At 65.9% G+C, this 10,887-nt stretch carries 13 protein-coding genes; 5 read left to right on the top strand and 8 right to left on the bottom strand.

The genetic code is table 11. The annotated features are described in order from the left end of the window. On the bottom strand, positions 1-133 hold a 133-nt coding region (locus VFV09_03885; protein ID HEU4866850.1), incomplete at its 3' end, for an AbrB/MazE/SpoVT family DNA-binding domain-containing protein. A gap of 102 nt (positions 134-235) precedes the next feature. On the opposite strand from VFV09_03885, the gene metG reads away from it, so the two are divergent. Together metG and VFV09_03875 are read left to right on the top strand one after the other, a co-directional pair. After that, positions 236-1,846 (top strand): methionine--tRNA ligase, encoded by a 1,611-nt coding sequence (metG, locus tag VFV09_03880; protein ID HEU4866849.1) that lies wholly within the window; start codon positions 236-238, stop codon positions 1,844-1,846. Continuing rightward, entirely contained in the window at positions 1,843-2,601 is a 759-nt protein-coding gene (locus VFV09_03875; GenBank protein ID HEU4866848.1) for a TatD family hydrolase, read from the top strand. Before metG ends, VFV09_03875 begins: the two co-directional genes overlap by 4 nt. On the opposite strand, the gene msrB is transcribed toward VFV09_03875, so the two are convergent. Continuing rightward, positions 2,602-3,006, bottom strand: coding sequence for a peptide-methionine (R)-S-oxide reductase MsrB (gene msrB, locus VFV09_03870; GenBank protein HEU4866847.1), 405 nt, complete (start codon positions 3,004-3,006; stop codon positions 2,602-2,604). 17 nt (positions 3,007-3,023) lie between these two features. Further along, entirely contained in the window at positions 3,024-3,272 is a 249-nt protein-coding gene (locus VFV09_03865; protein HEU4866846.1) for a hypothetical protein, read from the bottom strand. A gap of 140 nt (positions 3,273-3,412) precedes the next feature. Here VFV09_03865 and VFV09_03860 point away from each other — a divergent pair, with 140 nt between their 5' ends. Beyond that, entirely contained in the window at positions 3,413-3,712 is a 300-nt protein-coding gene (locus VFV09_03860) for a hypothetical protein (GenBank protein HEU4866845.1), read from the top strand. 15 nt (positions 3,713-3,727) lie between these two features. Here VFV09_03860 and VFV09_03855 read toward each other — a convergent pair whose 3' ends face one another. The 5 genes from VFV09_03855 to VFV09_03835 all read right to left on the bottom strand — a co-directional run bounded on the left by VFV09_03855 (position 3,728) and on the right by VFV09_03835 (position 9,216). Then, positions 3,728-4,150 carry a hypothetical protein gene (locus VFV09_03855; GenBank protein HEU4866844.1) on the bottom strand — a complete coding sequence of 141 codons (423 nt, stop codon included), beginning with the start codon at positions 4,148-4,150 and terminating at the stop codon, positions 3,728-3,730. Beyond that, positions 4,147-4,599: an SRPBCC family protein gene (locus tag VFV09_03850; GenBank protein HEU4866843.1), complete on the bottom strand. Its 453-nt coding sequence runs from the start codon at positions 4,597-4,599 to the stop codon at positions 4,147-4,149. The genes VFV09_03855 and VFV09_03850 overlap by 4 nt, the downstream gene beginning before the upstream one ends. A 16-nt stretch (positions 4,600-4,615) precedes the next feature. Further along, entirely contained in the window at positions 4,616-8,227 is a 3,612-nt protein-coding gene (locus tag VFV09_03845) for a multifunctional oxoglutarate decarboxylase/oxoglutarate dehydrogenase thiamine pyrophosphate-binding subunit/dihydrolipoyllysine-residue succinyltransferase subunit (GenBank protein HEU4866842.1), read from the bottom strand. A 104-nt stretch (positions 8,228-8,331) separates the two neighbouring features. Then, positions 8,332-8,844: a hypothetical protein gene (locus VFV09_03840; protein ID HEU4866841.1), complete on the bottom strand. Its 513-nt coding sequence runs from the start codon at positions 8,842-8,844 to the stop codon at positions 8,332-8,334. Between the two features lie 54 nt (positions 8,845-8,898). After that, positions 8,899-9,216, bottom strand: a complete 318-nt coding sequence (locus VFV09_03835) for a hypothetical protein (GenBank protein ID HEU4866840.1) — start codon at positions 9,214-9,216, stop codon at positions 8,899-8,901. A gap of 120 nt (positions 9,217-9,336) precedes the next feature. Here VFV09_03835 and VFV09_03830 point away from each other — a divergent pair, with 120 nt between their 5' ends. After that, entirely contained in the window at positions 9,337-10,146 is an 810-nt protein-coding gene (locus VFV09_03830) for a DNA-3-methyladenine glycosylase 2 family protein (GenBank protein ID HEU4866839.1), read from the top strand. After that, positions 10,143-10,887: hypothetical protein (locus VFV09_03825; GenBank protein ID HEU4866838.1), on the top strand; the 745-nt coding region annotated here is incomplete at its 3' end. The genes VFV09_03830 and VFV09_03825, both read left to right, overlap by 4 nt.

The raw sequence follows: 10,887 nt of genomic DNA, 5'->3' as shown, positions 1-10,887 counted from the left end.
CCTGCCGTGGGGTAAGGATGATGCGATCTTCCTCGAGAGAGATGTCGAGGACACCGCCCTCTTTGAGATCGAGTGACTTCCGGATTTCCGCAGGAATAACTATCCGACCTAGTACGTCCAACTTCCGGTTCATGCCCGTGTTTTTCATACCATTAGATAGTATCCGCACTTCAGATACGTCACCTGCGGACGCTCGCTTCGCCATAATTCTCCTTTAAGAAAGTCCCCATCCCCTATGAATATAGACATTACCAGCAACACAGAGAAAGACGACGTCATAGACGCTGACACAGACGTTAAAGCATCGAAGAACACCTACTACCTGACCACGCCGATTTACTACGTGAACGACGTGCCCCATATTGGACACGCATACACCACAGTAAACGCCGACTTCTTCGCGCGGTTCCACCGATTGGCGGGCGAAAAGGTCTTTTTTCTTACCGGGACCGACGAGCACGGGCAGAAGATCGCCCAGGCGGCGGAGGCCAACGGGGTGAGCCCCACCGAGTGGGCCGACCAGATCCTCCCCCGCTGGAAGGAGGTCTGGGAACGGCTGGAGATCTCCTACGACGACTTCATCCGGACCACCGAGGACCGCCACACCAGGCCGGTCCAGGAGCTGGTTCAGCGGCTGTACGACCAGGGCGACATCTACCTCGACACCTACACAGGCCCCTACTGCGTGGCGTGTGAGGCCTTCTACCAGCCGAGCGAGATCATCGACAACCTGTGTCCCATCCACGAGCGGCCGGTGGAGTGGCTCGAGGAGGAGAACTACTTCTTCCGTCTCTCCGCCTACGCCGACCGCCTGATCGAGCTCTACGAGACCCGGCCCGGCTTCGTCCAGCCCGACATCCGCCGCAACGAGGTCATGAGCTTCGTCAAAGGGGGACTGCAGGACCTTTCGATCTCCCGGACGTCGTTCTCCTGGGGTGTGCCGATCCCCTGGGACCCCAAACACGTCATGTACGTGTGGATCGACGCCCTGCAGAACTACACCACCGCAGTCGGCCAGGGGCGGGACCCCGAGCGGTTCGACAGCATCTGGCCCGCCGACGTGCACCTGATCGGAAAGGACATCCTGCGCCAGCACGCAGTGATCTGGCCGGCGGTCCTCATGGCCGCAGGTCTCGAGCTGCCCCGGATGGTGTTCGCCCACGGGTTCCTGACCGTTGGGGGCAAAAAGATGTCCAAGACCAGCCTGACCGGGATATCGCCCCACCTGCTCCTCGACACCTTCGGAGCCGACGGCTACCGCTACCACTTCCTGCGGGAGGGCACCTTCGGCCAGGACGGCCCGTTCTCCTGGGAAGCGATGGCCGCGCGCTACAACGCCGATCTGGCCAACGACCTGGGCAACCTGGTCAGCCGCTCGCTGGCGATGACCACAAACTACTTCGAGGCGGTCGTCCCCGAGCCGGCCGGCAACACCGAGCTGGAGACCACCCTGCAGGAGGTGGCGAGGAGATCCGGCGAGGAGATGGCAGTCAAGGTGCGGGAGCTGAACCCGTCCGGCGCTCTGGCCGAGGTCTTCGAGTTCGTCCGCGCGGTCAACCACTACATAGACGACACCACGCCCTGGAAGCTGGCCAAGGACCCCGAACAGCGGGAGCGACTGGCCACGGTCATCCACACCATCTGCGAGGCAATCCGGCAAATCTCGGTGCTGATCTCCCCCGCGATGCCCTCGGCCTCCCGCCGGATCCGCGAGCAGCTCGGTGTCGAGCTCGAGGACCCCCGGCCGCTCTTCGAGTCGCTCGCTTCGGGCACCTCGCTGGTGGGGACGAAGGTCACCAAGGGGGCCTCGATCTTCCCGCGGGTCGAGGTCGAGAAGCCCGATTGATCTGGGTCGACTCGCACTGCCACCTGGACTCGTTGGAGGGTGATCTGACCGGAGCCCTGAACCGGGCGTCGGAGGCCGGCGTCACGACGATGGTGACGATCGGAACCGACCTGCCGAGCAGCCGGGAGGCGGTCCGGCTGGCGTCAGAGCACCCCGGCGTCTACGCCACGGTGGGAATCCACCCGTACGACGCCGAGGACTTCGACGAGGTGGTCGGGGCCGAGATCGAGAGCCTGGCGACCCGGCCTAGGGTGGTGGCCATCGGGGAGGTGGGGCTTGACTTCTACCGGGAGCACGCCAGCCCGGACTCCCAACACCGTGCGTTCGCCGCCCAGATCGAGCTGGCCAGGCGGCTGGACCTCCCGATGGTCATGCACATCCGGGAGGCATTCCCCCAGGTCGTCGAGCAGCTGAACCGGGCGGGGGCTCCCGGCACGCTGATCTTTCACTGCTTCTCAGGGGGTGCGCCGGAGGCCCGGATTGCCATTGAAATGGGAGGCTACGTGTCGTTTGCGGGCAACGTCTCATACAAGAACGCCGAGACTCTCCGGGAAGCGGCCCGGGTGGTGCCGCTGGACCGACTGATGATCGAAACCGACTCGCCCTACCTGTCGCCGATGCCTCACCGTGGAAAGCCGAACGAGCCTCGCAACGTGGCCGACGTGGGCGCCGCGGTGGCGGCCGCCCTGGGGCTTCCGGTGGAGGAGGTCGCCGAAGCGACTACCGCCAACGCGATGCGAGCATTCGGCTTATAGCTACTCGCCGCCCGGCTTCTCTTCGAACTTCAGCGAGCAGGAGTTGATGCAGTAGCGCTGTCCCGTCGGGCCGGGGCCGTCGTCGAACACGTGGCCCAGGTGGCCGCCGCACGCTCCGCAAACGACCTCGGTACGCCGCATGAACATGCTGTTGTCGGGCTTCAACTCCACCCGGCCATCGGCAACCGGCTCGGTGAAGCTCGGCCAGCCGGTGCCGGAGTCAAACTTCACGTCGGAGCTGAACAGGTCCGCTCCGCAGGCGCCGCACTGGTACATGCCGTCGGCTTTGTTGTGGACGTAGGCGCCGGTGAAGGGCCTCTCGGTCCCCTTCTCCCGCAGGACCCTGTACTGCTCGGGCGTAAGCTCGGCGCGCCACTCCTCTTCGGTCTTGACTACCTTCTCCAAGTGGGACTCTCCTTCGATCAGGAAAACTGGTCGAGGCTGTCCAGCTTGACCTTCGCATGGCCGTTGCTGTGGACCTCAGCAGTGATAACGCCCGCCTCTTCCGAATTGTTCCTCCGCCTCTGGTCGAGCCAGAACTTGAGGGCCGCCGCAGCCGCCACCCCCGCCACCAGTCCGGGAAGCAGCGCCTCCACCCCGGTGGGAACCTTCCGGCGCCTCACGGCGGGCCGGTCGGGAACGAGCCTGAGCTTGGTTCGCCTGCGACGCATGGATGACCTCCTGTTCGGTGGGGGTTGTCTTGTGCCGATAATATTCAACGTTCTGCGCCCCGGCCTCGGGATGCGCTCAAACGCAGGCGGGCGTATGGTTTACCGGCAGAAGGTGTCTATACCCCGAAAGGAGTTGCGCCATGTTGGACGATCCCGATTTCCTCGCCGCCGCGGCGCGTGCTCAAAAGGAGCTCAATGCAGTTCTCCAGCACGAAATGTGCCGCCACGGGCAGCGCAAGTTCGACGACAAAGGCAGTCCCAGCCCCTGCCCGGAGTGCGTGAAGGCAGCCGAGGACCGGTCCAACGGGTTCTGGAACAACGCCAAGTCGTACATGGACGGCGTGAAGCCGGTGGAGGAGGTAATGGGTCCCAAGAACACCGCCTTCCAGGAGGACCCCGGCTTCGCCGAGCCCGACATGAAGGACAAGGCATCCAGCTGAAGGATTAGATTCTCCCTAGGCCTTTGCCGCCGGTAGCTGTTCGGCGTCCGGAACCCTGCTCCGGTCCCGGTAGAAGGTCCAGGCCCACCAAACCAGCAGCGGTTGGACCGGCAGGCGCAACCACAACATCAGCGACGACCCGGAATACCACCCCCCGCCCGGCTGCCCGCCGTCGAGCGCCATCTGGATGTTGGCCGGGTACACCGCAACCAGGATCGCCATGGTGAGCAGGGCGCCCCGGCGCCTGGTTCTCGGCAGGAGCAGCAGGAATGCCGCCACGATCTCGAGGATTCCGCTCCAGAACACCCAGAACCCGGCGTCTCCGAGGATCCTGGGCACTATCGGCGTGTAGAGACCGGGTTTGGTGAGGTGGATGGTGCCGGAGCCCCCCATCAGCAGGACGAGCCCCGCCAAACCGACCCGGCGAAACAGGCTCAAGCCTTGGCCTGAGAGAGGTGCGCCCTCAGGCCTTTCTCGCCGCGGGTCATCATCACGTGGTGGTTCAGCCGGAAGAACGGGCGGGCGATCGGCGCCAGAACCCGCAGCAGCTTCTTCGTCACCTCAACCTCCTGGTTGTAGATCAGGCGGCACCCGCCGTCCTCCGCCTTTACGACCCAGCTGGAGAACCCCTCGAGGTCGCCGGAGAGGGCCGCCCTCAGCGTGCCGGTCGACTCGTCGGCAACCTCGGCCTCCATCAAGAACTCCAGGGCGTACGGAAGCATTCCCATGATCAGCACCACCGCCCGGTCCTCGTACACCGGGATCACACTTTTGACCTCCGGCCACCACTGGGCGTAGGAGGGCAGGTCGCGCAGCGCCGCGAAGGTGGTCTCGAAGTCCGCCGGCACCGTCCACTCAGCGTGGAAGACATAGTGGTTGAGGTTTATCGCAGTGCCTTCGTCATCAGTCGGCCAGCCCGGCCAGGGCGCCGCTGATCAACTGCTCCTGCTCCCGCTCGTGGGTCCTTGCGCTTCCGGATGCCGGGCTGGCGCTCTCGGTCCGGGTCCGGCGAAGCAGGGGGACCTTGAAGTGGTCGGAAAACTTGGTATGCATCGACCGCCATGCCCCCATGTTCTCCGGCTCCTCCTGGACCCACAGGACCTCCGCGTTTTCGTAACGGTGGAGCTCCTCGGCTATCTCATCCACCGGGAAGGGGTACAGCTGCTCGATGCGCACCAGGGCAAGCCCCTGCACACCGAGCTTGTCTCGAGCTGCAGCCAGGTCGTAGTACACCTTGCCCGAGCACAGAATCAACCGGCGGACCGTGTCGGAGCTGGGCCGGGCCGGGTCGCTCAGCACCGGCTTCCAACCGGTATTGATCAGGTCGATCACGCCGCTGCCGGCCGCAGGCAGGCGCAGCAGGGACTTGGGGGTCAACACGACCAGCGGCTTCCGAATCGCCCGGCTCCCCTGCTCCCAGAGCAGGTGGAAGTACTGGGCGGCGGTCGAGGGCATCGTGACCCGGTAGTTGTCGTCGGCACCGAGCGCCAGGAAACGCTCGATGCGGGCACTGGAGTGCTCGGGCCCCTGGCCCTCGAAACCGTGGGGCAGCAGCATCACAAGGTTCGAGGTCTGCCCCCATTTGTCCTCACCGGCTGCGATGAACTGGTCGATCGCAACCTGGGCGCCGTTGGCGAAGTCACCGAACTGGGCCTCCCAAATGGTCAGGGTGTTCTCCGCAACCGTCGAGTAGCCGTACTCGAAGCCGAGAGCGGCGAACTCGCTAAGCATGCTGTCGTAGATCAGGAACTTGGCGCCCTTTCCGCCGACCCTGAGCAACGGTGTGTACTCGGCTTCGGTCTCCTGGTCGATGAACACGGCGTGCCGCTGGCTGAAGGTGCCCCGCCGGGAGTCCTGGCCGGCCATGCGAATCGAGATCCCGCTGGTCAGCAGGGAGCCGAACGCCAGTATCTCGGCCACGGACCAATCGACCGAGTCGGTGGCGAGGGCCCGGCCCCTGACCTCCAGCAGCTTGGCAAGCTTCGGGTGGAAGGCGAAGTCCGGCGGAATCCGGCTTGTGATCTCCAGCACCTGGTTCAGCGTCGCCAGCCCGACCGCAGCCGGTGCCCGCTTCTGGGGTGGGTCGGCTGGGGGGTCCATGCTCCCGCCCTGTTCCTTCATGGCGTTGAAGGCGCCCTGCAGCTTGGACCGGAAGTCCTCCAGCGCCCCCTCCGCCTCCTCCAGCGTCAGACGGTTCCGGTAGAGAAGTGACTCGGTGTAAAGCTTGCGCACCGACCGCCGGGAGGCGATGCGCTTATACATCAGCGGCTGCGTATAGGACGGCTCGTCCGCCTCGTTGTGCCCCCACTTGCGGTAGCACCACATATCGATCACCACGTCCTTGTGGAACGCCTGGCGATACTCGAAGGCCAGGCGGGCGACCCGGACGCACGCCTCCGGGTCGTCACCGTTTACGTGGAAGATCGGCGCCTGGATCATCTTGGCGACGTCGCTGGCGTAGTGGCTGGAGCGGGTTTCGCCGGCAGTGGCGGTGAACCCGACCTGGTTGTTGATGATGACGTGGACCGTGCCGCCGGTGCGGTAGCCCCGCAACTGGGACAGGTTGAGGGTCTCCGCAACCACTCCCTGCCCGGCGAAGGCGGCGTCGCCGTGGATGAGGATGGGCAGAACACCGAACTCCTCCGGCCGGTTCAGCGCGTCCTGCTTCGCCCGCACCACGCCCTCGACCACCGGGTCCACCGACTCCAGGTGGCTGGGGTTGGATACCACCGACACCGGCATCGAGACTCCCTGCGGGTTCGTGTACCGTCCGCTCGCGCCGATGTGGTACTTCACGTCCCCCGACCCCTGGACCGTTTGTGGGTCGATGTTCCCCTCGAACTCCTTGAAGATCTGCGTGTAGCTCTTGCCGATGATGGTGGCCAGGACGTTCAGGCGGCCCCGGTGGGCCATGCCGATCACCGACTCTTCCATGGAGGCCCGGGTGGCGGCGTCCAGCACGGCGTCGACCATCGGGATCAGGCTGAGAGCCCCCTCCAGGCTGAACCGCTTGTGGCCGATGTACTTGGTGTGGAGGAACGCCTCGAACGCCTCCGCCTCGTTCAGCTTGGCCAGGATCCGGTCGTGGTCCGACGGCTCCAGCGAGGTGTCCACGCCCTCCACCCGCTCCTGGATCCAACGCTTCTCGACCGGGTCCGATATGTGCATGTACTCGATGCCGACGGTCCGGCAGTACGCGTCCCGAAGGATGTTGAGAATGTTGCCCAGGGTTTCGGGCTTGCTGATATCGGTCGCCCGGCGCCTGCGGTCCGTACTGACATTGGCGAGGGTCCCGGTGGGGAACTTGCGGTCGAGGTCCCAGATCGTGAAGCCGTAGGTGGCGGGGTCCAACTCGGAGGGCATCTTCGGCGGGGTGGCGTCGAGCGGGTCCAGGTCGGCGATGAGGTGCCCCCGGACCCGGTAGATGTTGATCAACTGCAGGACCCGGGCCTGCTTGGCGTCGGACTCCCGGCTGTTGCGGGCCGGGTTGCGGTCGATCCGCCACTGCACCGGGACGTAGGGGACACCGACGTTCGCAAAGATCTCCTCATAGAACTCGTCCTCGCCCATCAGCAGGCGCTGGACCTCAGCCAGGAACTCGCCGCTGAGGGCTCCCTGGATCACCCGGTGGTCGTAGGTGCTCGTCAGCGTCACGACCTTGCCGATGCCCAGGTCGGCCAGCGTGGTGGGGTCCGAGCCCTGGTACTCGGCCGGGAAGGCGATCGAGCCGACGCCGATGATCGCCGCCTGACCCTGCATCAGCCGGGGCACGGACTGCGCGGTCCCGAGCATGCCGGGGTTGGTGAGGGTGACGGTCGTGCCCTCCATGTCGGCGGGGGTGATGCGGCGGGAGCGCACCTTGCGAATCAGGTCCTCGTACGCGGCGAAGAACTGGACGAACGACAGGTTGCCGGCTCCCTTGATGTTGGGGACCCACAGGGTGCGGGTGCCGTCGTCGTGTGCGATGTCCACAGCGAGGCCGAGGTTGAGTTCGGGGTGGTGGATGGCGACCGGCTTGCCCTCGCGCTCCCCGTACGAGGTATTCATGCCGGGGTACTTCGCGATCGCCTTGACCACAGCCCACCCGAGAAGGTGCGTGAAGCTGACCTTCTTGCTCCGGGACCGGGCCTGGTGGTTGTTCAGGATGTTGCGGTTGACCTCGAGCAGCTTGGCCGGGATCACCCGGACCGAGGTGGCGGTCGGGACGCTGAGGCTGTCCTCCATGCGGCTGGCCAGGACGGCGTCGGCCCGGGAGAGCGGGTCCCCCGCCTGCCCGTTGGTGGAAGAGGGGGCCCTTGGCGGTGCAGGCACCGGAGTAGGTGGAGGGGGCGCCTGGTCGATGTCCTCAGGGATCTGCGGCGCCGGCGGGCGAGCCGGGTGCTCGTTGGGGAAGTAGTCCTCGAAGAACTCCCGCCATGCCTCGGAGACCGAGTCCGGCTGCCGGAGGTAGCGCTCGTGCATCTCCTGCATGAGCCAGAGGTTGGGACCGAATTGCGAGCTGTCCAGCTTTGGCATTGCTTTGGCGTCCCCCAGGGCGCCGCCCCTCCGTCGGGGCTCCATATCCAGGATAGCCCTACGGGAGGCTGGAGAAGAGGGTTTCTCCAACCTCCCGGATGCAGCTAAACCGCCGGGCCGGACGCCCTTACCTGCTCAACTTTCGATAAAGCTTCCTTCAGGTTGTCGAGCCACTCCTGCTGGTTCTGCCCTACCAGGCGCACGCACCAGGCCAGGGCATGGCTGCGGCTCTTGGCCACCCCGGCGTCCACCAGGCGGTCCAGCACCTGGCGCTCGGGCATCCGAAGCCGGGTCATCACCGGCATGCTGAGGTTGGTGAACAGCACCTCGTCGTCGCCGCATTTCACACCCCACGAGACCTTCTTGCCGAAGCGGGTCTCCGCCTCGGAAGCGATCTTCATCCGCTCCCGGCGGGTGTCCTCACGATGCTGGTTGATGCGCCCCGCCCGGGCCGCAGCTGCGGCGTCCGGGCTTGCGCCCTCGTCCAGCTTCGGCTCGGCAATCCGGCCGATGATCAGCACCTCTTCACGATCCGAGGTGACCTCGGGAGTTTCCTCGTAGAGTCCTGCGGGGATCCGGCCGGCGAACCACCCTGAAATCTCGTCGCTTGCGCCCATTACAACCTCCTCTGTCACGAGGATTGTAACTCCGTAATCTGAATTACACAAAGTCTATGTCGGTGCAAATCCCTCCGGGTTGTCGACCAGGTCGCCGTTCAGATAGGTGCGGACGATCATGCCGTTTGGGCCCCCGCTGACCTTGACCGTCGAGCCGTCCTCCATCAGTTGGTAAGCTGCATGGGCAGTTTTGACTACCAGCAACCCGGCGGAGGTGGCGCCGATCCCAACCGGTTCGTCGTTCATGATCTCGCCGATCGGCAGGTTCGCACGAAGGCGCGCGACGTCTGCCCGGATCTCGTCCTGCGCCTCCTGTGGCAGTGCGTCGAACACCTCTGCGTCGGTCAGCGGCTCGCCGTGGCCTTCCGGCATATGGACCTCCCTTTCCTCCGCATTCGGAAGTGCGCCGTGAAACGGGTTCTGCGTCCCACCCACCCCCTGGATCTTAGCTGCACGCTTCGGTCGACTCGAAGAGGTGCCTCTGACCCGACGATGAAAATTGCGGGTGGCCGGGTCTGGAGGGCGACGAGGACTCCGGAGGGGCCCGGCACGGTCCACCTCTCCCGCGAGGGCGATGAGATCTCGGTTGAGTCCTGGGGGCCGGGGGCCGGGTGGCTACTCGACCGCGCTCCCCTGTTGGTCGGGCTGGACGACATCCCGGAGCGGTTCCGTCCCCAGCACACCGTGATTCGAGAGATGCACGGCCGGCACCCCGGCCTTCGTTTCGGGGCCTCCGGGGCCGTGGTCGAAGCGATGATTGCGTCGGTGTTGGAGCAGAAGGTCACCGGACAGGAAGCGTGGCGCTCCTGGAGCATGATGGTCAGGCGGTTCTCCGAGCCGGCCCCGGGTCCGCACAAGCTGATGCTCCCGCCCGATCCCAAGGTTCTCAGTGGCCTCGGCTACTACGAATTTCACCCGCTGGGGGTCGAGAAGCGGCGGGCCGACACGGTTCTGAGGGTCTGCGGGCTGGCGGCGAAGCTCAACGCGCTGACATCCCTGCCACCCAAGGAGGCCGGGGCTCTCATGGGGAAGATCCCCGGAGTGGGCCCATGGACCGTCGCCGAGGTCTCCCGAGTGGCCCTGGGCGACACCGACGCGGTCAGCGTCGGCGACCTGCACCTGCCCCACCTGGTGACGTGGAACCTGGCCGGGGAGCCCAGAGGGGACGACGCTCGGATGCTGGAGTTGCTGGAGCCCTACCGGGGCCAGAGGGCCCGTGCCCTGCGCCTGCTCGAGCTGTCCGGCAACTGGGCCCCCCGGCGCGGCCCCCGGTACAACCCGATCCCGATCGCCAGACTGTGACTCCCCTGATTGTGGGCATGGCGGCCCTCGGTGCTGTTCTGGGGGCCATCGGCGCCCGCTGCAACCGGGTCCGGACAACGGACGAGCGGATTCTCTGGGTGGTAGCCGGACTGATCGGGGGACCGCTGGCCCTGGCGGAGTGGGCCGGGGTCGTCTGGGTCAAGAATCTGGTCCCGGGACTGGACCTGCCGGTGGTCCCGGCCGCTGCCGTGGTCGTAGGGGTCACGGGAAGCCTCGGCGCAATGCTGACGCCGGCTCTCGACGATTCCGACTCACCGGCCCGCTGGACCGCCAGCTTCGTCGTGAAGTGGCTTCGTTCTCCGATCGCCACCACCGCCGGCCTCCTGGCGGCCGGGGCGGTCAGGATGCGGCACAGGACGCTCGACTACCGCCGGGGGATGCTCTTCATCGACGTCGGCCCCGGGGGCAGCGCCCTGGCGCTCGGGGCTGTCGCCTGGTGCCAGAACCGGTGCTTCGGATCCGACCGGTGCATGACCGACGCCCTCGCCCGCCACGAGGCGGTCCACAGCCGGACGGTAGCCGCAGTGGGTGAGCTGGGGTTTTACCTGACCTACCTGACGGCCGGCACGCTGTGGGGGCTGCGCCAGGGCGGCAAGTGGAACGACCTGAACCAACAGGGCTGCGGTCAGCCCTTCGAGAAGACCGCCCACACCTTCACGCGGGATCCGGCTGTGGCTAACCCGTGCGGGAAGCGTCGAGCGGCGGCCCGGACGTCCGATG

The sequence above is a fragment of the Actinomycetota bacterium genome, from assembly GCA_035759705.1.
In the GTDB taxonomy this organism is placed as follows: Bacteria; Actinomycetota; CADDZG01; order JAHWKV01; family JAHWKV01; genus JAJCYE01.
This window is presented reverse-complemented; position numbering and strand designations above follow the sequence as displayed.

What these genes read in the sequence shown, in the direction of transcription:
- metG (HEU4866849.1), top strand. Translation starts at nt 236, where the DNA reads ATGAATATAGACATTACCAGCAACACAGAGAAAGACGACGTCATAGAC.
- VFV09_03865 (HEU4866846.1), bottom strand. Translation starts at nt 3,272, where the DNA reads ATGCGTCGCAGGCGAACCAAGCTCAGGCTCGTTCCCGACCGGCCCGCC.
- VFV09_03860 (HEU4866845.1), top strand. Translation starts at nt 3,413, where the DNA reads ATGTTGGACGATCCCGATTTCCTCGCCGCCGCGGCGCGTGCTCAAAAG.
- VFV09_03845 (HEU4866842.1), bottom strand. Translation starts at nt 8,227, where the DNA reads ATGCCAAAGCTGGACAGCTCGCAATTCGGTCCCAACCTCTGGCTCATG.
- VFV09_03840 (HEU4866841.1), bottom strand. Translation starts at nt 8,844, where the DNA reads ATGGGCGCAAGCGACGAGATTTCAGGGTGGTTCGCCGGCCGGATCCCC.
- VFV09_03835 (HEU4866840.1), bottom strand. Translation starts at nt 9,216, where the DNA reads ATGCCGGAAGGCCACGGCGAGCCGCTGACCGACGCAGAGGTGTTCGAC.
- VFV09_03830 (HEU4866839.1), top strand. Translation starts at nt 9,337, where the DNA reads ATGAAAATTGCGGGTGGCCGGGTCTGGAGGGCGACGAGGACTCCGGAG.